The sequence below is a fragment of the Amycolatopsis sp. lyj-346 genome (assembly GCF_046548975.1).
Classification (GTDB): domain Bacteria; phylum Actinomycetota; class Actinomycetes; order Mycobacteriales; family Pseudonocardiaceae; genus Amycolatopsis.
On record NZ_JAJPWT010000001.1, the window covers coordinates 393,420 to 411,126 of the forward strand.

Below are 17,707 nucleotides of genomic sequence, written 5' to 3' on the forward strand. Positions count from 1 at the left end.
GGGACGTGGGGTCGGGGCTGGTCAGTCCTCCGCGCGCCGGCGGCGGCGGGGGGTTGCGGCTGTGCCGCCGTTGGCGGCCAGGAGCTCGCTCACCGAACGGCCCGCCGCGTGGGAACCGCTGCCCGGGGCCGGCTCGGGGGCTGCTCGGTGGCCGTTGTGGGCTCCGTTGTGGGCTCCGTTGTGGGCGTTGCCGTTGTGGGCGTTGCCGTTGTGGGCGTTGCCGTTGTGGGCGTTCTGCTGCTGCTCGACCTCCGCCGGGTCGACCGGGGCCATGCCGCGGCGGGACATCGACGCCCGTTCGGCGACCATGCCCTCCCAGGCCGGGGGCTCGCCGTCCGGGCGGCGGCGACGGCCTCCGCCCGGTGGCTCCGGTGCCGCCGGGACCGCCGGCATCTGCTGCGAGTCCTCCGGCTTGCGGCGGCGGCCGCCGGAGCGGCCCTGGAAGTTGCGGACCGATTCCGGCAACGTCGGGTTCGCCGGCGGCATCTCGGCCTCCGCCGGCGCGCGGTGCGAACCACCGTGGCGGGACGGCGGCTCCTCGAGGATCGGCGACATGTCGGCCCGCGAGAACTGCTCCAGCCGCGACGGGCGGCGACCGTCGGCGGCCGGGACCGGCGTGGTCGGCGGCACCACCGGGGGCAGGTCCGTGCGCGACGGCTGCTGCCGCGGCTTGCTCGGCACCGGCGTCGTCGGGGGTGCGACCGGCGGCAGGTCGGTGCGGGACGCCGCGGCGTCCCGCGGCATCGGCGGCCGCGCCGGCTTCGGCTCGGGCGGCTGCGGGCGGTTCGGCCGCTGACGCTCGGCGAAGTCGTCGCGGTTCTGGAAGGCCGCGCTCAGGTCCTTGACCGGCCGGATGTCCGAACGCGACATCTCCGACGGCTTCGGCGGCGGCACGTTGCCCGCCGGACGCCCCGGCGCCGGCCGCGGCGGCTCGGGAGCCTTGCGGGGGTCGGGCCGCACGCCGTTCGGCTGGCCACCGTTCGGCTGGCCACCGACCCGCGGAATGTCCGGCCTGGACATTTCGACCCGCGGGATGTCCGAACGCGACATCTCCACCCGGGGAATGTCCGGCCTGGACATTTCGACCCGGGGAATGTCCGGACGCGACATCTCCACCCGCGGGATGTCGGGCCTCGACATCTCCACGCGCGGGATGTCCGGCCGGGACATCTCGACCCGCGGAATATCCGGACGCGACATCTCCACCCGCGGGATATCCGTACGCGACGCTTCGCCGCGCGGGACGTTCGGCCGCGGCGCTTCGGGCCGCGGCCGGTCCGGCCGTGGCGCCTCGACGCGCGGGATGTCCGGACGCGACATCTCGACGCGAGGGATGTCGGGCCTCGACATCTCCACCCGCGGGATGTCCGAACGCGACACCTCGACGGGCCGGATGTCCGACCGCGACATCTCGGCCCGGCGCGCGGGCGGCGGCTCGGGACGGCGGATCTCCGTCTTCGGCTCCTGCGGGTGCCGGATCTCGGTCTTCGGCTCCGCCGGGCGGCGGATCTCGGTCTTGGGGTCCGGCCGCGGCACGTCCCGGCGCGTCGGCTCGGCGGCGGCCTCCGGACGGCGCTCGGGCTGCTTCGCGACTTCGTCCTGCTTCGGCAGCCGCATCGGCTGCGACTCGGCCTGGCGGCGGGCCGCCTCGGCCCGCAGCTCCGCGGCCTTCAGCTCGCGCTGCGCCGCGTTCAGCGCCGGGTCGACCGGCGGCACCGGCGGACGGCGCTCGCTCAGCGGCTTCGGCCGGGCCATCTGCTGGGTGCTCTGCACGGAGACGTTCGCGGGGGTCTTCGGGACCGGCTTGCCGCCGAAACCCTTGCCCTTGCCGAGGCCCTTGCCGTTCGCGGGCTTCCCGTTCGACGCCTTGCGGCGGCGCTCGTCGAGGACGCGGTCGATCAGCTCGGTCGGCCGCTCGCCGCTGTCGACCACCGGTTTCTTCCCGGCCATCAGCTGGGCGGGCTTCTTCTTCGGCGCGTTGTCGGGGATCATGCGGTTCTCGTCGGACACCTTGCGCATCCGGGTCGCCTGCGCGGTCAGCGCGACGCGCTCGAGCAGCACCTCGCCGCCGAACAGCGACTGGAGGCTGTCGCGCAGCGCGGAAACCTCGGCGCGCAGCGCCTCCAGTTCCTCGCGGCCGCGCGAATCAGCGACCGTCCGGTTCTCCGCTTCCATCTCCAGTTCGTACTCGCGCCGGGCCGCGATCTCGCGTTCCAGCTCCAGCTCGTACACAGCCTGTGCCTCGGCGACCGCGTCCTCGCTCTGTGCCGCGTGCTTGCGGTACCTCACGGCGAGGAATGCGCCGATCAGGGCGGCCCAGAGGGCCGCGACGATCCCGAGCCGGAGATAGCGGAGGTCCTCGCTGAGCACGAGTGCGAGGGTGGCTCCGATGGCGAGAACGAAGCCGACAACGAGCCACGGCCTGCCCAAGAGGCGGCCGCGCGAGTCGTCACCCACGCCAGTCATGACTGACACCGTACCTGCTCGTAATCCGAACGAGACCTACTCGGTCCAACGAGCGGCAGGATTCCAGCGCTAACCGGTCGTCCCGCGGGTGCGCTCCCGATCGTGGTCCTGCGGGGTCCGGCAGCAGTGTTCCAGCCACAAAGCCGCTGCTACCAGGGCCGCGGCGGACACCGTGCCGACGGCCGCCGCGCGCGTGTCGAGCACCGCGGCGACGAGTTCGTCACGTCGGGGGAAAAGATAGGCGAGCGCCGCGAGCCAGGCACCCGCCATGAACGCGCCAGCGAGTGACGAAGCCTTGGCGAGGGCCACCGATCGGGCTACCCCGATCGGGCCGACCACCCGGCCGTTCTTGATGCGCGAGCGGATCGAGAAGGCGAGCCCGGCCTCGATCACGGCCAGCACGGCGAACGTGACGCCGGCGAGCAGCGGCAGCTGCGGCAGCGAGCCGTAGGCCGTCTGGAAGAGCAGGTAGCCGAGGCCCAGGCCGAGCAGCCCGGCGACAGCAAGATCACGTGGCCGGGTGAAGTGCATGCCTCAACCGTACCGTGGAAGAGTTGACTCTCCACCGACTGGAGAGTTCATCATGCGTTTTGTGGGAACCACCGCGACCTTCACCATCGGCGAGCTGGCCCGGCGGACCGGCCTCCCGGTCAAGACCATCCGCTTCTACTCGGACGAAGGCCTGCTGCCCCCGACCGAGCGGACGGACGCCGGCTACCGGCTCTACGACGCGGCGGCGATGGCCCGGCTGGAGCTGGTCCGCACGCTGCGGGAGCTGGGGCTCGGCCTCGCCGACGTCTCGGCCGCCTTGACGAGGTCGACGACCGTCGGCGAGCTGGCGACCCGGCACGTCGAGGCGCTCGACGAGCAGATCCGGCGGCTGCGGCTGCGCCGGGCGGTGCTGCGCGCGGTGGCCAAACGTGATTCCGAACTGGAGGAAGTGAAGCTGATGAACCGTCTCGCGTCGATGTCCGACGAGGAGCGCAAGCGGCTGGTCGACGAATTCTGGGACGAAATGGTCGCGGGACTCGACGTGGACCAGGAGTTCTACCAGCGGATGCGCTCGGGCAAGCCCGAGCTGCCCGACGACCCGTCGCCCGAGCAGCTGGAGGCCTGGATCGAGTTCGCCGAGCTGGTGCAGGACCCGGAGTTCCGGGCCTTGATCCGCCAGATGAGCGAAACGCAGGCCCGGCAGATCCAAGAAGGCGAGTTCCAGCAGCCCTCGGAGGCTTGGCAGCAGAACTGGCCCAGCTGGATGTCACGCGCCGAAGCGGCCGCGGCAGCCGGCGATTCGCCCACGTCGGAGGTGGGGCAAACGCTTGCGACGGAGATCGCTGCGGCGACCGCCCGCCCCGACCAGGACCCGTCGTCGGCGGAGTTCCGCGCGGAGATGGCGGACCGGTTCGAGACGAGCGGCGACCCGCGGGCCGAGCGTTACTGGCAGTTGCTGGCGACCATCAACGGCTGGCCCCCGGTGCCGACGGCCCAGCCCGCGGTCCGATTCATGGTCGCGGCCCTGCGCGGCTGACCCTCCCTGTCGCCGAGCCGGGACGGCAGTTCGGCGATACGTGGCGGCCGGGGGTTGACTGAGTCAGCCGAGTGCGATCAGCCGAGTGCGAAATCGGTGCGGCGGACCGTGGCGACCTCGTCCGCCGGCCGGGCGGCGAGCAGCGCGGCGATCGGGCCGTGCCCGGGCAGCACCGCGTCCGGGTCGATCTCCGCCCACGGCACCAGCACGCTCGCGCGGTCCGGCGTCCCGGGGTGCGGCAGCAGCAGCTCCGGGTCGTCGGACGTCACGCCGTCCACCGTCACCACGTCGACGTCCAGGGTCCGCGGGCCCCAGCGCAGCTCGCGGACCCGGCCGGCGGCCTGCTCGGCCGCCTGACCGGTGCGCAGCCACGCCCAGTGGTCCCGCGCCGGGTCGTCGACGACGCACACGGCGTTGAGGAAGTCCGGCTGGTCCTCGACGCCCCACGCCTTGGTCTCGTAGACGCCCGACACGGCGACCAGCGCGGGCCGCACGGCGTCGAGCGCCAGCTTCAAGAAGCCGAGCCGGTCGCCCAGGTTCGAACCGAGGGAGAGAACGGCCCGGCTCACCGGTCGCGCCGGACCGTCACGGCGACGTCGTCGAAGGTCAGCGGGATCGGCGCCGACGGCTTGTGCACCGTCACCTCGACCGCGCTCAGCCGCTCGTCGCGCAGCACCTCGTCGGCGATCTTGCCCGCGACACTCTCGATCAGGTCGTACGGCTCGCCCGCGACGATCCCCGCCGCCAGCTCGGCCAGCTCGCCGTAGTGCAGGGTCTTGGTCAGGTCGTCGGACGCGGCGGCCGGTCCGAGGTCCAGCCACACCGTGACGTCGACGACGAACTCCTGGCCGTCCCGCTTCTCGTGCTCGAACACGCCGTGGCGCCCGAACACACGCAAGCCGGTCAGCGTGATCCGGTCAGCCATCCGTCCTCCAAGCGGCGGCCACCGCGACCGCGTCCAGTGAAGCCCCGACCTCGTGCACCCGCACACCCCAGGCCCCGGCCGCCGCGGCGAGCGCGGAGACCGCGGCGGTGGCGTCCTCCCGGCCGTCCGGCGGCCGCGGCGTCCCGTCCTTTTCGGACAGCAGACGGCCGAGGAACCTCTTGCGCGAAGCACCGACGAGCACCGGGAAACCGAGCGAGAGCAACGAGTCCAGCCCGCGCAGCAACGCCCAGTCGTGCTCGGCGTTCTTCGCGAAACCAAGCCCGGGGTCCAGCACGATGGCGCTCTCGGCCACGCCGGCCGCGAGCGCCGCGTCCACCCTGGACATCAGTTCGGCCCGCACGTCGGCCACGACGTCCCCGTACTCGGCGAGCGCCTGCATGTCCTTGCTGTGTCCCCGCCAGTGCATCAGCACCCACGGCACACCGGCCTCGGCGGCGACGCGTGCCATGTCCGGATCGGCCAGCCCGCCGGAGACGTCGTTGATGACGTGCACCCCCGCCTCGACCGCCGCGGCGGCGATGCCGGCCCGCGTGGTGTCGACCGACAGCGCCATCCCTTCGGCGGCCAGCGTCTTGATCACCGGCAGGACACGCTGCAGTTCGGTGGCGGCGTCCACCCGGGACGCCCCCGGCCGCGTCGACTCGCCCCCGACGTCGATCAGATCGGCCCCACGCGCCCACATTTCACGCGCGTGCTCCAGCGCCTGGTCGGGCCCGAGGTAGCGGCCACCGTCCGAAAAGGAATCCGGCGTCACGTTCAGCACGCCCATCACCACGCACCGGCCGGGCGCGGGAAGCCCCACGCTCACCGGCGCGCCTTGATGAGATCGAGCGCCTCCGCCCGCGACGACGGCGAGGTCTTCAGCTGCCCGCGCACGGCGGAGGTGGTGGTGCGGGCGCCGGGCTTGCGGATCCCGCGCATGGCCATGCAGAGGTGCTCGGCCTCGATGACGACGATGACGCCACGAGGGTCGAGCTTCCGCACGAGCGCATCGGCGACCTGGGAGGTCAGCCGCTCCTGAACCTGGGGGCGCTTGGCGTAGAGATCGACGAGCCGGGCGAGCTTGGACAGCCCGGTGACCTTCCCGGCGGCGTTCGGGATGTACCCGACGTGCGCGACGCCGTGGAATGGCACTAAATGGTGTTCACATTGGCTGTACATCGGGATGTCCGTGACCAGCACGAGCTCTTCGTGGGACTCGTCGAAGGTGCGGTCCAGCACCGAGTCCGGCTCGGTGTACAGGCCCGCGAACATCTCGCGGTACGCACGGGCGACCCGGGCGGGAGTGTCCTTGAGACCCTCCCGCTCCGGGTCTTCGCCGCACGCCAAGAGGAGCTCGCGGATCGCCTTTTCCGCCCGGTCGTGGTCGAAGACCGGGCGGTCGGCGTCACTTGGGCTTGTCTGGTCCATCCACGTCACGACGCTCCCCCTCGCTCTGCTGGTTGCCGGCTTGGTCGGCGAACCAGCCGTGCTCACGAGGGCGTTCTTCACCACCGGGCCGCCACGACTGGCCCGGCTGACCGCCCGGCGAGGTCGCGGGCGTCCAGCCCGGAGGGGCACCGTAGTTCGGCGGGCCGCTCTGGCCTGCCGGACCGCCCGGCTGGCCGCCGTAGGCCTGCGGCCAGTGCGCCGTGCCGTTGGGGCCGCCGTTCGGGCCGCCGTAGGGACGGCCGCCGTTCGGGTAGGCACCCGGCTGCGGCGGGGCGTACGGGTTCGCGTTCGGGTCGACCGGCGATGGCGACGGGTACGGCGGACCGCCCGGCAGGTCGCCCGCGCCTTGGGCGGTGCCGACCGGGGTCGGCTCCGGCTTCAGGACCGGCTTCTCCTTCTCCGGCGGCGGCCACGGCTCCCCGCGCTCCATCGCCAGCTCGCCCGGGGTCTTGATCGGCGGCTTGTCCGACGGGGTCCGCTCACCGAACTCGTTGAACACGGTGATGTGCGGGCGCTTCTCGACCGTCGCGAAGATCCGCTCCAGGTCCTTGCGGGTCAGCGTCTCCTTCTCCAGGAGCTCGATGACCAGCTCGTCGAGCACGTCGCGGTAGGTGTTGAGCACGTGCCACGCCTCGGTGTGCGCCGTCTCGATGAGCTTGCGCACCTCCTCGTCGATCTCGTGCGCCACTTCCAGCGAGTAGTCCGCCTGCCGCCCGGCCGAGCGGCCGAGGAACGGGTCGCCCTGCTCCTGGCCGTACTTGACCGCGCCGAGCCGGGCGCTCATGCCGTACTCGGTGACCATCGCGCGGGCGATCTTCGTCGCCTGCTCGATGTCCGACGACGCGCCGGTGGTGGGCTCGTGGAAGACGAGCTCCTCCGCCGTGCGGCCACCCATCGCGAAGACCAGCCGCCCGATCATCTCGGAGCGGGTCATCAGGTCCTTGTCGTCCTCGGGGACGAGCAGCGCGTGCCCGCCCGTGCGGCCGCGCGGCAGGATCGTCAGCTTGTAGACCGGTTCGATGTCCGGCATCGCCCACGCGGCGAGCGCGTGCCCGCCCTCGTGGTAGGCCGTGATCTTCTTCTCCTTCTCGGAGATGATCCGGCTCTTGCGGGCCGGGCCGCCGACGACGCGGTCGACCGACTCCTCGAGTTCGACGTCCCCGATCACGTGCCCGTTCTTGCGGGCGGTGAGCAGCGCGGCCTCGTTGAGCACGTTCGCCAGGTCGGCGCCGGACATGCCGACGGTCCGCTTGGCCAGGCTCGTCAGGTCGGTGCCCTGGGCGATCGGCTTGCCCTTGGCGTGCACCTCGAGGATCGCCTTGCGGCCGCGCAGGTCGGGTGCGGACACCGGGATCTGCCGGTCGAACCGGCCGGGGCGCAGCAGCGCCGGGTCGAGGATGTCCGGCCGGTTCGTCGCCGCGATCAGGATGATCCCGCCGCGGGCGTCGAAGCCGTCCATCTCGACGAGCAGCTGGTTCAGGGTCTGCTCGCGCTCGTCGTGCCCGCCGCCGAGGCCGGCGCCGCGCTGGCGGCCGACCGCGTCGATCTCGTCGACGAAGATGATGCACGGCGCGTTCTGCTTGGCCTGCTCGAACAGGTCACGCACCCGCGACGCACCGACACCGACGAACATTTCGACGAAGTCCGAGCCGGAGATCGTGTAGAACGGCACGCCGGCCTCGCCGGCGACGGCCCGCGCGAGCAGCGTCTTACCGGTACCCGGCGGCCCGTAGAGCAGCACACCCTTCGGGATCTTCGCGCCGAGCGCCTGGTAGCGCGCCGGGTTCTGCAGGAAGTCCTTGATCTCGTACAGCTCTTCGACGGCCTCGTCGGCACCCGCGACGTCCCCGAAGGTCGTCTTGGGCATGTCCTTGTTCAGCTGCTTCGCCTTGGACTTGCCGAAGTTGAGGACGCGGTTGCCGCCGCCCTGCGCGTTGTTCATCATCCACATCAGCAGGCCCAGGACGAGGGCGAGCGGGATGGCGAAGATGAGGATCTGCGTCAGCACGCCCTGCTGGGTCACCTTGGTGGTGAACTTGATCGGCTGGCCGCCTGCCTTCGCCGCGATCAACGAGTCGTAGATCGGGCGGGTGGCGTCCGCCGGGTACTGCGAAATGATCTGGGTGACCTGCTGGCCGTCGACGTCGATCGGCTTGGCCAGCAGGAGCTTGAGCTGCTGTTCCTTGTCCTCGAGACTGGCTTCCTTGACGTTGTTCGAGGTGATCTGGGAGTTCGCCACCGAGATGGGTGCCTGGGTGTACCCACGATCACTGTCGAAGATCGTGTTGTACGCGAACAACGCCAGCAACCCCGCGACGATCCACAGCAGTGGGTTCCTGAGCAGGCTCTTCCGGTTCATACGACTCGGCCCTGGTGGCCTCGACCCTCCCTGGTTGGGCGGCTCCTGTGATACCCGCCATCACGATCTTGACAACCCGTGGTGCCTGGACACCTGCTCATCAGGGTACCGTCCGCTGCCGCGTTCATCGCCTGTGAGCCTCTCGCAGGTCAACGGGCGATACCGCGCCTGGGTTCCCGGCCCGCATCCGTGCCGGTCACGCTAGCGCGTGCCGTCCGACACACTGCTCACCATCTCGCCCAGCCGGGTCCGCAGCGTCGCCGGGTCGGCGGGGGCCACGGTGACCCACTCACGGCCGTCCGTACCTGCGCGGGAGAGGCTCAGGTAGCGCCCGGTCGCGGTGTCGAACCAGGCCAGCACGCGGGACCGTTGCTTGGCTCCGACCTGCGAACGGCTGTTCGCGGCCAGCTGACCGCCGCGCAGCCGGGGCTGCCCGGAGATGCGGCCGTACGCCTCGCGCGGGTCGGCCGTGAGGCGTTCGCTCAGCGGGGCACGGCGCGGCTTGCCCCGGCGCTTGTCTTCTTCCTCACCCGGCGAGGACGGCAGCGACACCGGCACCCGGATCGGCGCGGTGCGCAGGGCGTCGTCCAGCGGGAGTGTGACCGACGCCTCGCTGCCGCGCGGGCCGGCGGGCAGCACCCCGACGACGGCGGAGACCAGGCCGTCCGGCGGGACGTCCCGCAGCCAGATCCCGCGGGCGTCCTGGACCGCGAGCACGCCCTTGGTCTCGTCGGCCGCCGCGAGGACGCCGACCGTCGGGGCTTCGAACTGCGGGATGTGCAGCGCGTCGATGGTCAGCGGGGCGAAGGCCAGCAGGTGCAGCGCGTCCTCGATCGGCGGCGCGAGCCTGCCGCGTGGTTCGCGGATGCCGCGCGCCTTCAGCTCGACGTCGATGCGGTGACGCAGCGACACGCGCTCGTTCTCGGTCGCGCCGTGCGACCGGACGATCAGCGGGTACGGCAGCTCCCCGACCCGCGCCGACTCCCAGAGGAAGTCGAACGCCAGTGGCGAGAAGAACTCTTGCATCATTACTCTCCCGGATCGGACTCTTGCCCAGCGTAGCCCGCGGCACCGACAAAACCGGATCGTTCCGGTGGCGAGCTGGGCACGTCCGGAGAACCGGGCTCAGACCGCGCTGGTCGTCGCGGCGCCCGCGAGCATCTCGCCGAGGCGGTGACGCAGTGTGGCGGCGTCGGCGGGGGCGATGGTGATCCAGTCCCGGCCGTCGCGGCCGCGGCTGGCCTGGGTGAAGTAGCGGCCGGTCTCGGTGTCGAACCAGCTCAGGACCGGTGTGCGGGTGCGCCCGCCCAGCCTGCTGCGGGCGTTGGCGCCGATCTGGCCGCCGCGCAGCCGCGGCTGGGCCTGCAGCCGGGCCAGCGCCTTGCGGTCCTCGTCGGCCGACGCGCGCTCGTCGCCGTTGCCGCGGCGCTGCAGGAAGTCGCCGCCGGTCAGCTGCTCCAGCGGGACCGTGACCGACTTCTCGGTGCCGCGCGGGCCACCCGGCAGCAGCGACACGATCGCACTGGCGAGCCCGTCCGCCGGGCACGGCTGCAGGTGCAGGCCGCGGGTGTCCTGCACGGCCAGCAGGCCCTGGCCGCCCAGCACGCCGGCGATCGCGAGCAGCGGCTCGGCCTCCGGGGCGATCAGCTGGACCGCGTCCAGGCTCAGTTCGGGGCTCGCCAGCACGCCGAAGTAGTCCTCGACGTGCGGCTCCGGCCGGCCGCGGCCGTCGGCGAGCCCGCGCGCGGTGAGCCCCTCCAGCGTGCGGCGGCGCAGCATCGCCCGCTCGTCGACGGTCGCGCCGTGCGAACGGATGCGCAGCGGGTACGGCAGCTCGCCCAGCCCGGCCGACTCCCACAGGAAGTCCACCTCGACCGGGGTGAGCAGCTCAGCGTTCGGCATCGAGCCACCCCCAAGAGAAACCGGGCCGGGCACGCCGTGAGCGTGCCCGGCCCGAAAAGGATCAGCGGTCGTCGTCGTCCCCGGACCACGCGCCGATGACCGGCGGCGGGGTCGCCTGGTTCGCGCCGAAGGCCTCGTCCGGGTCCGCCTCGATGAGGAAGGACGCGTGCGTGTGCTCCTCGTCCGGCTCGCCCTGGGCACCCTGCGGGGCCATGCCGCCCATGCCCGGGCTCATCGGCGGCGGGGTCTGCCCGCCGATGGTGCCCGCGGACGAGACGACGCCCTGCTGCGGCGCCTGGGCCGACGCGGCGCTCTGGCCCTGGCCTTCGGCCGCCGCGAGGCTCGTGTCGTTCTCCGATTTCGCGCCGGACTTGCTGCCCGAGCCCAGCGCCCGCGACGCCAGCGCGCCGAGGCCGCCCGCCACGCCGCCGAGGCCGAGGCCCATGCCGATCTTGCCGAGCGGGTTGCTGCCGCCGGGCTGCCCGCCGCCCGGGGCGACGTGGCCCGCGCCGGTGCCCGCACCCGCGACCGAGCCGCCGCCGGCGCCGTCACTGCCGAGCGTCGCCGCGTCCGGGCCGAAGCCGGCCCCCGGGACGCCGCCGTGGACGCCGTTCGGCCCGACGCCGGCGTGGTGCGCGCCCAACGCGCCGTGGCCGCCGAAGCCCGAGCCGCCGGAGGCGAAGACCGCGCCACCGGCACCGGAGAGCCCCTCGACCGGGCCGGTGCTGCCGACGCTGTGCACCGCGTTGAACGAGATGGCGTTGTGCGACGCCGTCGGCTTCATGCCGAGCGACTCCGGGCCGAAGCTCGGGGTCGAGCTGTCGACCTCGCTCATCGCCTCGGTGTAGGCGTTGAAGAACGCGACCTGCTGCGCCTTGACGTCGTTGGCCGCGTCGAACTGCGCCTTCTGGTCGGCGGCCAGCGCCGCCGGGCCGCCCGCCAGCGCGGCCGCCATGGCCTGCTTCGGGTCGTAGTTCTGGGGCGGCGGCATCTTCTTGACCTGCTCGGCCGCGGTGGCCTGCCGGGCGAGCCGGTCGGACATCGTGTGCGCGGCTTCGGAGGCCTGCGAACCGGAGTTGGCGATGGCCACCAGCGCGCCCTGCGCACCCGCGGCACCCTTGCCGACCCACGCGTTGCCCAGCTCGGCGATCGCGTTGTACAGGTGGTCGGACGCCTGCTTCAGCTCGTTGCCGTGGCGCGCCCAGACGTGCCCGGTGGCGGTGGCCGTGCCGGGGTCGTTGTTCTGGGTCGCACCGTCGAACAGCTGCTGGCTGTCCTGGTTGTTCCAGTTCGGCGGGTCGGCGATCGCGCGGTCGCTGCCCATGTCGAAGCCGTCGGAACGGCCGCGGGCGCTCTCGACGATGTTCTGCGACGCCGCGTTGTCGCCGAGCGGGACCAGCGAGCCCGGGTCGGTCGCGGCCGGCTGGTCGGTGTGGTTCGGAGCCATGACTACGAAATCCCCCTCTGGACTCAGGCGTTGCGGAACGGGTCGGCCGCGGCCTGGTCGATCTCGTGGTACCGGGACATCGCCGTGACGATGCCCTCTTCGGCGGCGGAGTACTGGTCGAGCAGGTTCTGCAGCGCGGCGGCGTAGGAGTCGCCCCCGCCGTCCGCGCGCTGCACGAACTTCGCGGCCATCGCGTTGCCGACCGGGTTGTCGCCGAGCTTCGGCGGCTGGGCGAGCGTGCCCGCGCCGTTGAGCAGGGCCTCGACCGCGTCCTTGCCGGTGCGGATCTTGTTCAGCACGGCCTGCGCGGCGTCAGGGTCGATCCCGACCTGACCCGCCGCGGCCGCGGCCTTGAAGGCGTTCGCGTCGGCAGTGCTGCTGTTCGCCATCTGCACTCTCTCCCGTTCCCCCGACCCGGTTCACCGCGGGCACGATTGGTCTTCGCATAGGTTAACGCACGTGATCAGAGCCTATGACGCAAACGGCGAAGCCGGGGTTCCGCGAATCCGGTAGTTGCGGTGAACGGTCGGTGACAACCCCGGGGGCTCCGCCACCCGGAGCCCCCGCGCGACGGACTACGCCGTGTAGACCTTCGGGTCCAGGGTGCCGATGTAGGGCAGGTCCCGGTACCGCTCGGCGTAGTCGAGGCCGTAGCCGACGACGAACTCGTTGGGGATGTCGAAGCCGATGTACTTCACCGGCACGTCCACCTTCACCGCTTCCGGCTTGCGCAGCAGCGAAACGACCTCGAGCGACGCGGGGTTGCGGCTCGCGAGGTTCTTCAGCAGCCAGGACAGCGTCAGGCCGGAGTCGACGATGTCCTCGACGATCAGGACGTCCCGGCCCGCGATGTCGCGGTCGAGGTCCTTGAGGATCCGCACGACGCCGGACGACGACGTCGCCGACCCGTAGGAGGAGACGGCCATGAATTCCAGCTGCGTCGGCAGCGGCAGCGCACGGGCGAAGTCGGTCATGAACATGACCGCACCCTTCAGGACGCCCACCAGCAGGAGTTCGCCCTGCCCGTTGGCCGGGTAGTCGGCGGCGATCTGCTCCGCCAACTCCGCGATCTTGTCCTTGATCTGCTGCTCGGTGACGAGCACGGAGGCGATTTCGCCCTCGTACACGGGTCATTCCCCTCGGGTGGTGGGTTGGGAGATGACGCAGAGCCTGCCACGGCCCCGGCGCGCTTCCAAGTTGCCCGGCAACCACACGCCACCCTGACCACGCCACCGGGCGACCAGTTCGTCGACCGCGCGCAGGTGCGCATCGGTGAGTTCGCGCACGCCCGAGGCCAGCAGCCACCTGCGGAGAACCCGCCGCCGGACGGCCGGGGGCTCCGCCGCGAGGACACCCACATCCAGCCCATCGGGGCCGCCCGCACGGGTGAAGATCACGTCCGCCACTGTGTCCAACGCCTCGTTGTCCTCCCGCAGCTGCGCGGCCGTGCGGGCGAGCGCGGCGGCCACCCCGCCGTTGAGGACGTCTTCCAGCAGCGGCAGGACTTCGGTGCGCAGCCGGACCCGGGTGAAGCGCGGTTCGGCGTTGTGCGGGTCGTCCCACGGCTCGACGCCGAGCTCGGCGCACGCGGCCCGGGTGGTGGCCCGGGTGGTGGCGAGCAGCGGGCGGCCCCACGGCGGGTCGTGCGGCCGCATCCCGGCGAGGCTGCGCGGGCCGGACCCGCGGCCGAGCCCGAGCAGGACCGTTTCGGCCTGGTCGTCGAGGGTGTGGCCGAGCAGGACGAGGTCGTGGCCGGCGAGCGCCCGGTAGCGGGCCTTGCGGGCGGCGGCTTCCGGGCCGCCCGTGCCGGTGACGTCGGCGCGGCGCACCTCGGCTTCGTCGACGCCCAAGGCCGTGGCCGCGGCGGCCGCGTCGGCCGCGACCTTCGCCGAGCCCTCCTGCAGGCCGTGGTCGACGACCAGAGCGCGGACGACGTGCCCGCGGTGGTGCCCGACGTGCGCGGCGGCCTCGGCCAGCGCGAGCGAGTCGGCACCGCCGGAAACCGCCACGCACAGCTCGCGCGGCGCCGGGACGGTCTCCAGGAAGGCCCGGACGGCCCGGCGGACGGCCGCAACCGCCGGCCCGGTCATCCGTGCAGGCGCCGGACCCACGCCGCCGGGTCGGCGATCTCGGCCCGCGACGGCAGGGTGTTCGGTGACCGCCAGACGGCGTTGAAGCCGTCCATGCCGACGGCGTTCACGACGTGCTTCGTGAACTTCGCGCCTTCTTCGTACTGACGGATCTTCGCGTCGACGCCGAGCAGCGCGCGCAGCAGCCGGTCGAAGACGCCGCCGCCCTTGCGCCGGGCGGTGAACCGCGCGCGGATCCGGTCGACGCTCGGCACGACCTGCGGGCCGACGGCGTCCATCACGTAGTCGGCGTGCCCCTCCAGAAGCGTCGAGAGCGCCAGCAGCCGGTCGAAGACCGCGCGCTCCTTCGGCGACTGGAGCAGCTCGGCCAGGTTCAGCCTCGGGCCCTGCTTGATCGCCTCCGGCAGCCGGCCGACCAGGTCGGACAGGCTGTCGGTGCCGCCACCCGCCAGCCCCGAGACGAGCCGCTCGACCTCGTCGGCGAAGTAGTCGCGCAGCCACTTGACCGCGGTGAACTGGAGCCGGTGGGTGCATTCGTGCAGGCAGACCCAGAGCCGGAAGTCGTGGCCGGGCACGTCCATCGCCTGCTCGGCGGCGACGACGTTCGGCGCCACCAGCAGCAGCGTGCCTTCCTTCTCCGGGCCGCCGAAGGGGTCGTACTGACCGAGCACGCGGCTGGCGAGGAAGGCGAGCACCAGCCCGGTCTGCACCCCGGCACCGCCGGCCAGGATCGGCCCGAGCGGCCCGCCCTGCTGCGGCAGTGCCCGCCCGGTGAGCGCGTCCAGCCCGGCCGCGGCCGACCGGACCCAGCCGGGGCGGTCGACGACTTCGCCGGGCAGCAGCGGCAGGTCGAGCCCCAGGTTCGTCAGCTGCCGCACGTGCCCCTCGGCCTCGACGGTCAGCTCGCGCAGGTCGGTGACGGCTGCTTCGGCCTGTTCCCGCGGCACCTGCGGGCCGCCGCGCACCAGCAACGCGCCGGTCTGCGCGGCGATCGCCCAGTCGACCATGGGCCGGGTCTGCGTTTCCTGACTCACCCTTCCGACGCTACCTGCCCGGTGCCGGTTTCCGGCCACGATCTTCGTACGGTTCGGCGTCCGCTAGGCACAACCGCACTTGCGGAGGCTGGTCGCGAGGGCGTCGATGGCGTCGCGGCCCGGTTCGGTGTCGGAGCCGTTGGACATGAACGCGAACACCAGCACCCGGCCGTCCTGGTCGAGTACCAGGCCGGCGAGGGTGTTCACCGCGGTCAGCGTGCCCGTCTTGGCCCGCACCCAGCCGCGGCCCGCCTGCGACGCCGCCGTGTCGAAGCGCTTGTCGGCGAGGGTCCCCGTGCCGCCGGCCACCGGGAGGCCGGCCAGCACCGGCCGCAGCTTCGCGGTGGCCGGGTTCTTGCCGTCCTGCGCCGCCGCGGCCGCCAGGAGCTGCGTCAGCAGCCGGGCCGGGATGCGGTTCAGGGACGAGATGCCGCTGCCGTCGGACAGCTCGACGCCCGAGACGTCGAATCCGTGGTCCTTGATGACCTTGATGGTCGCCTTGGCACCACCGGCGTAGCTGGCTTCCTCGCCGTTGGCGAGCGCGACCTGCCGGGCGACCGCCTCGGCGAGGAGGTCGTCGGACAGTTCCATCAGGTCGGACACCAGCTGGGTCAGCGGGGCCGACTTCACCTCGGCGACGACCTTCGCGTCCTTGGGCGCGGTCGCCTGGCCGCCCGCCGAAGCCCCCAGTTTCGAAGCGATCGACGAGGCGAGCGCGCTGCCCGGGTTCGCCGTGCGCTGCGAATTGTTGTCCTTGGGGTTGATGCGGCCGCCGTCGGCCATCACGGGCGACATCTGCGTCGCGTAGGTCGACGGCGCGTCACCCGGCTCCCAGCCGGGGGCGGTCGTCGGCCCCTTGAACAGCGTCAGGTCGACCTGCACCTTCTTGACGCCCGGCGCCGCCTTCTTGACCTGCGCGACGAGGTCGTCGACGTGCGCGGCCCCCGGGTACAGCGGGGATTCGGTGCCCAGCGGCAGGTTGGTGAGCGTCGTGTCGCCGCCGCCGACCAGGATCACCGTGCCCGGGTCCGCGCCCTGCACGATCTTGGTCGACAGGCGCAGGTTGTGGTCCAGCGACAACAGCGCGGCCGCGGACGTGAGCACCTTCGTCGTCGAGGCGGGCGTCACCGGTGTCGACGAGCTGCGCTCCCACAGCACGGTCCCGGTCACGGGGTCGACCACGCTGCCGGTGAGCTGCCCGAGCGCGCTGTTGCCCGCCGCCGACGCGAGCGCGGCCTTGACGCCGTTCGCGGTCGGCGCCGTCCCGGAAGTGGCCGGGCCCTGCAGCTGACGCGTGGCCGCGGACGGCGACGGCGGGTCGCCCTTGGGCGCGTTCGGGGCCCACGGCAGGCCCAGCCGGTTCGCCACCTTCGGCGTCGCCGCGGCGATCCCGCCGCCGGCCAGCACCAGGAGGACGACCACGACGAGCGCGATCAGCTTGCCCTTGCGCCGCTTCTTCGGCGGCTCGTCGCCGGACGGCGCCTCGGCCGCCGACGGCGACGGCGGCTCGGCGGGCGGCTGGTCGTTCCGGGGCGGCTCGGTGCGTGGCTGCGGCTGCTGCTGGAAGACGCCGGGGAACTGGGTGGGCCGTTCGATCCCGACGGTCGCCTCGGCGTCGAACCGCTGCCCGTCCGGCTCGATCCGCTGCGGCCGGGCCAGCGAGCCGGCGGACGCCGACGGCACCACCCCGCGCGGCGGCTCCGGCGGCAGTGCGGGACGGCGGTCGCCCGGTTCGGCGGGCCGGTCGCCGGCACGGTCCTCCGGCACCTCGATGCGCTGGCTCCAGGGCGCGGCGGGCTCTTCGCGTCCCTGGGCGCCCCCGCGGTTCACCTGCTCTTCACGGCGCTGCTGTTCGGCGCGCCAGTGCTGCAGCTCTTCACGCCACTGCTGCTGCGGCTCCTCCGGTTTCGGCTCCTCCCGGGGCGGGGTGTGCCGCTCGATCGGCACCACCGGCACCGGCCCGGACGGCTGCGCCTCGAGGTACTGGGTGCTCTCCGCGGCCGACGACGGCGCGGCGGGCTTCGGCGGCTCGGCCTGGATGTACCGGGTGCCCTCTTCAGCAGGTTCCGCGGCGGGCTTCGGCGGCTCGACTTCGATGTACCGAGTGCCCTCTTCGGCGGGGTTCGGTGGCTCGACCTCGATGTACCGGGTGCCCTCTTCAGCGGACTTCGGCTGCTCGGCCGCCGGGGGCTGCTTCGGCTCGCGGCTGCCGAGGCGGTCGGCGAGGTCCTGCCTGCCCGGGGGCGGCGGGGGCGGCGGCTCCTCCGCCGGGGCGTTGAGCCCGGGGATCGGCTCGGGCGCGACGTTCGGCGCGAACCACGATCCCTTCGGGGCCGCACTGCCTGTGACCTTGGGCACGCCCTGGCTGTCCCCGGCGGCCTTCGGCGGGTCCGGCAGCGCCATCGGAGTGGTCTCCCGCGCGCCGGACGACGAGCGGTCTTCGTCCGAGGAAGGCCACATCGGCTGGTCGTTTTCCGGCACCCACCACTCCTTTTCACCTGCCC

At 72.7% G+C, this 17,707-nt stretch carries 16 protein-coding genes; 1 reads left to right on the forward strand and 15 read right to left on the reverse strand.

Going from position 1 to position 17,707, the window contains the following annotated elements:
• Window positions 1-21: 21 nt before the first annotated feature.
• Both ACLJQE_RS01945 and ACLJQE_RS01950 read right to left on the reverse strand, forming a co-directional pair.
• Window positions 22-2,466 (reverse strand): DUF6779 domain-containing protein, encoded by a 2,445-nt coding sequence (locus ACLJQE_RS01945; protein WP_410637177.1) that lies wholly within the window; start codon window positions 2,464-2,466, stop codon window positions 22-24.
• A gap of 69 nt (window positions 2,467-2,535) precedes the next feature.
• A complete protein-coding gene (locus ACLJQE_RS01950; RefSeq protein ID WP_410637178.1) occupies window positions 2,536-2,997 on the reverse strand; it encodes a DUF3180 domain-containing protein in 462 nt (153 codons plus the stop codon).
• 61 nt (window positions 2,998-3,058) lie between these two features.
• Between ACLJQE_RS01950 and ACLJQE_RS01955 the strand changes: the two genes are divergently transcribed.
• On the forward strand, window positions 3,059-3,994 hold the full coding sequence (locus ACLJQE_RS01955) for a MerR family transcriptional regulator (RefSeq protein ID WP_410638280.1): 936 nt from the start codon (window positions 3,059-3,061) through the stop codon (window positions 3,992-3,994).
• Between the two features lie 77 nt (window positions 3,995-4,071).
• Here the strand turns inward: ACLJQE_RS01955 and folK are convergent, their stop codons facing one another.
• From folK to dacB, 13 genes are all read right to left on the reverse strand, one after another.
• Window positions 4,072-4,563 (reverse strand): 2-amino-4-hydroxy-6-hydroxymethyldihydropteridine diphosphokinase, encoded by a 492-nt coding sequence (folK, locus tag ACLJQE_RS01960; RefSeq protein ID WP_410637179.1) that lies wholly within the window; start codon window positions 4,561-4,563, stop codon window positions 4,072-4,074.
• Window positions 4,560-4,919: a dihydroneopterin aldolase gene (gene folB, locus ACLJQE_RS01965; protein ID WP_086846777.1), complete on the reverse strand. Its 360-nt coding sequence runs from the start codon at window positions 4,917-4,919 to the stop codon at window positions 4,560-4,562. The genes folK and folB overlap by 4 nt, the downstream gene beginning before the upstream one ends.
• Window positions 4,912-5,709, reverse strand: a complete 798-nt coding sequence (folP, locus tag ACLJQE_RS01970) for a dihydropteroate synthase (protein ID WP_410638281.1) — start codon at window positions 5,707-5,709, stop codon at window positions 4,912-4,914. The genes folB and folP overlap by 8 nt, the downstream gene beginning before the upstream one ends.
• Before the next feature lie 35 nt (window positions 5,710-5,744).
• Entirely contained in the window at window positions 5,745-6,350 is a 606-nt protein-coding gene (gene folE / locus ACLJQE_RS01975) for a GTP cyclohydrolase I FolE (protein WP_410637180.1), read from the reverse strand.
• Window positions 6,328-8,730 (reverse strand): ATP-dependent zinc metalloprotease FtsH, encoded by a 2,403-nt coding sequence (ftsH, locus tag ACLJQE_RS01980; RefSeq protein WP_410637181.1) that lies wholly within the window; start codon window positions 8,728-8,730, stop codon window positions 6,328-6,330. The genes folE and ftsH overlap by 23 nt, the downstream gene beginning before the upstream one ends.
• 201 nt (window positions 8,731-8,931) lie before the next feature.
• Window positions 8,932-9,759, reverse strand: a complete 828-nt coding sequence (locus ACLJQE_RS01985) for an ESX secretion-associated protein EspG (protein WP_410637182.1) — start codon at window positions 9,757-9,759, stop codon at window positions 8,932-8,934.
• Between the two features lie 96 nt (window positions 9,760-9,855).
• A complete protein-coding gene (locus ACLJQE_RS01990) occupies window positions 9,856-10,632 on the reverse strand; it encodes an ESX secretion-associated protein EspG (RefSeq protein ID WP_410637183.1) in 777 nt (258 codons plus the stop codon).
• Window positions 10,633-10,693: 61 nt separating this feature from the next.
• Window positions 10,694-12,079 (reverse strand): hypothetical protein, encoded by a 1,386-nt coding sequence (locus ACLJQE_RS01995; RefSeq protein ID WP_410637184.1) that lies wholly within the window; start codon window positions 12,077-12,079, stop codon window positions 10,694-10,696.
• Between the two features lie 23 nt (window positions 12,080-12,102).
• Window positions 12,103-12,468 carry a hypothetical protein gene (locus ACLJQE_RS02000; protein WP_410637185.1) on the reverse strand — a complete coding sequence of 122 codons (366 nt, stop codon included), beginning with the start codon at window positions 12,466-12,468 and terminating at the stop codon, window positions 12,103-12,105.
• A gap of 186 nt (window positions 12,469-12,654) precedes the next feature.
• The gene (gene hpt / locus ACLJQE_RS02005) at window positions 12,655-13,206 is read right to left on the reverse strand and encodes a hypoxanthine phosphoribosyltransferase (protein WP_410637186.1); all 552 of its coding nucleotides are present in this window, start codon (window positions 13,204-13,206) and stop codon (window positions 12,655-12,657) included.
• A gap of 3 nt (window positions 13,207-13,209) precedes the next feature.
• Window positions 13,210-14,169, reverse strand: coding sequence for a tRNA lysidine(34) synthetase TilS (gene tilS / locus ACLJQE_RS02010; protein WP_410637187.1), 960 nt, complete (start codon window positions 14,167-14,169; stop codon window positions 13,210-13,212).
• The gene (locus ACLJQE_RS02015) at window positions 14,166-15,176 is read right to left on the reverse strand and encodes a zinc-dependent metalloprotease (RefSeq protein WP_410638282.1); all 1,011 of its coding nucleotides are present in this window, start codon (window positions 15,174-15,176) and stop codon (window positions 14,166-14,168) included. Before ACLJQE_RS02015 ends, tilS begins: the two co-directional genes overlap by 4 nt.
• A 90-nt stretch (window positions 15,177-15,266) precedes the next feature.
• The gene (gene dacB, locus ACLJQE_RS02020) at window positions 15,267-17,684 is read right to left on the reverse strand and encodes a D-alanyl-D-alanine carboxypeptidase/D-alanyl-D-alanine-endopeptidase (protein ID WP_410637188.1); all 2,418 of its coding nucleotides are present in this window, start codon (window positions 17,682-17,684) and stop codon (window positions 15,267-15,269) included.
• Window positions 17,685-17,707: the final 23 nt, after the last annotated feature.

Excerpts from the sequence above, each read along its gene's own strand:
- folE (WP_410637180.1), bottom strand. The coding sequence starts at position 6,350 with ATGGACCAGACAAGCCCAAGTGACGCCGACCGCCCGGTCTTCGACCAC.
- ACLJQE_RS01995 (WP_410637184.1), bottom strand. The coding sequence starts at position 12,079 with ATGGCTCCGAACCACACCGACCAGCCGGCCGCGACCGACCCGGGCTCG.
- folB (WP_086846777.1), bottom strand. The coding sequence starts at position 4,919 with ATGGCTGACCGGATCACGCTGACCGGCTTGCGTGTGTTCGGGCGCCAC.
- ACLJQE_RS02000 (WP_410637185.1), bottom strand. The coding sequence starts at position 12,468 with ATGGCGAACAGCAGCACTGCCGACGCGAACGCCTTCAAGGCCGCGGCC.
- folP (WP_410638281.1), bottom strand. The coding sequence starts at position 5,709 with ATGGGCGTGCTGAACGTGACGCCGGATTCCTTTTCGGACGGTGGCCGC.
- tilS (WP_410637187.1), bottom strand. The coding sequence starts at position 14,169 with ATGACCGGGCCGGCGGTTGCGGCCGTCCGCCGGGCCGTCCGGGCCTTC.
- ACLJQE_RS01990 (WP_410637183.1), bottom strand. The coding sequence starts at position 10,632 with ATGCCGAACGCTGAGCTGCTCACCCCGGTCGAGGTGGACTTCCTGTGG.
- ACLJQE_RS01985 (WP_410637182.1), bottom strand. The coding sequence starts at position 9,759 with ATGATGCAAGAGTTCTTCTCGCCACTGGCGTTCGACTTCCTCTGGGAG.
- ACLJQE_RS02015 (WP_410638282.1), bottom strand. The coding sequence starts at position 15,176 with ATGGTCGACTGGGCGATCGCCGCGCAGACCGGCGCGTTGCTGGTGCGC.
- ACLJQE_RS01945 (WP_410637177.1), bottom strand. The coding sequence starts at position 2,466 with ATGACTGGCGTGGGTGACGACTCGCGCGGCCGCCTCTTGGGCAGGCCG.
- ftsH (WP_410637181.1), bottom strand. The coding sequence starts at position 8,730 with ATGAACCGGAAGAGCCTGCTCAGGAACCCACTGCTGTGGATCGTCGCG.
- ACLJQE_RS01950 (WP_410637178.1), bottom strand. The coding sequence starts at position 2,997 with ATGCACTTCACCCGGCCACGTGATCTTGCTGTCGCCGGGCTGCTCGGC.